The organism is Streptomyces laculatispora (assembly GCF_017353455.1).
Taxonomy (GTDB): domain Bacteria; phylum Actinomycetota; class Actinomycetes; order Streptomycetales; family Streptomycetaceae; genus Streptomyces; species Streptomyces laculatispora.
Map to the genome: position 1 here is coordinate 1 of NZ_JAFMPZ010000099.1, position 1,536 is coordinate 1,536.

Annotated in this window: 2 protein-coding genes; both read left to right on the forward strand. The window is 67.6% G+C overall.

Annotated elements, in window-relative coordinates:
- A partial coding sequence (locus J1C73_RS05685) for a FadR/GntR family transcriptional regulator (RefSeq protein WP_207315369.1) occupies positions 1–716 on the forward strand: 716 nt, incomplete at its 5' end.
- A 322-nt stretch (positions 717–1,038) separates the two neighbouring features.
- Positions 1,039–1,536, forward strand: a 498-nt coding sequence (locus J1C73_RS34560; protein ID WP_307797611.1) for a sigma-70 factor domain-containing protein, incomplete at its 3' end; no start/stop codon positions are given.

The following is a 1,536-nucleotide window of genomic DNA, read 5'->3' on the forward strand; positions in this document are numbered from 1 at the left end:
GCTCGGCCAGTCGTGGCCGAGGCCTGCACGGCCAACTTGTTCAGCAGCTGGGACAGATGATCGTTTCCGGAGACCTGGGTGCGGACCGCCCCTTGGTGCCGGAGGAGATCGGTCAGCGTTTCGAGGTCTCCCGCACCGTTGTCCGGGAATCGCTGCGCGTGCTGGAGGCGAAGGGGCTGGTCAGTGCCCGGCCCAATGTGGGTACCCGGGTCAGGCCCGTCAGTGACTGGAATCTGCTCGACCCCGACATCATCGAATGGCGCGCCTTCGGCCCGCAGCGAGACGACCAGCGCCGCGAGCTGAGCGAGCTCCGGTGGACGATCGAGCCGCTCGCCGCCAGCCTTGCCGCGGGTCACGGCCGTGAGGATCTTCAGCAGCGCCTCGCCGAGATGGTCGAGATCATGGGGCACGCGCTCGGACAGGCTGACGTGATCACGTGCGCCCGGGCCGACGCGGAGTTTCATGCCCTGCTGATCCAGGCCGCGGGCAACCGCATGCTGGAGCACCTCTCCGGCATCGTTTCCGCCGCCCTGCATGTCTCGGGCGGCCCGGTAACCGGTTGTGACCGCCCCAATGAGGCATCGCTCGGCCATCACGCGCGGATCGTCGACGCCCTCGCGTCCGGCGACTCCGCAGGCGCCGAGGCGGCCATGCGCCAACTGCTCGCGGTTCCCCTCGAGGTGGAGCGGGTGGTGCCGGCGCCGCGCGAGCACTGAGCGCGGCACGGGCGGGGCGTACCAGCCAGGTGTCGCCGGACCCTCGCGGTCCGGCGGCACAATTGTGGTGGGATGTCGCCCCTGGTCGCGTTCGTCGGAAATGAGGTGTGACTCGGGCCACGCGGATTGGGCGTAACACTCCTCGAAACAGCGCGATGACTTAAGAGGTGACCGCCGCGGAAGGAATACAGCAGCCATTCAGTGCGCTGTGCAGTTCTGAGGCATAGCCCGCGCCGTCGGCACATTCCCAGCCGACGGTCGTCGGTTCAGCCCTCTCCTGGGCCGGGCCGGAAGCCGTTTCCATCGTTCCGAGAGGTTGTTCGTGTCGGCCAGCACATCCCGTACGCTCCCGCCGGAGATCGCCGAGTCCGAATCTGTGATGGCGCTCATCGAGCGGGGAAAGGCTGATGGGCAGATCGCCGGCGATGACGTGCGTCGGGCCTTCGAGGCTGACCAGATTCCGCCAACCCAGTGGAAGAACGTTCTGCGCAGCCTCAACCAGATCCTCGAGGAAGAGGGTGTGACGCTGATGGTCAGTGCCGCGGAGNNGAAGACGGCAGCCAAGAAGACTGCGGCGAAGAAGGCCGGCAAGCAGGACGACGAGGCCCTCGACGGCGACGACGCAGCCGAGGAAGTCAAGGCCGGCAAGGGTGAGGAAGAGGAGGGCGAGGGCGAGAACAAGGGCTTCGTCCTCTCCGACGACGACGAGGACGACGCACCTGCGCAGCAGGTCGCCGTCGCCGGCGCCACGGCCGACCCTGTCAAGGACTACCTGAAGCAGATCGGCAAGGTCCCGCTCCTCAACGCCGAGCAGGAGGTC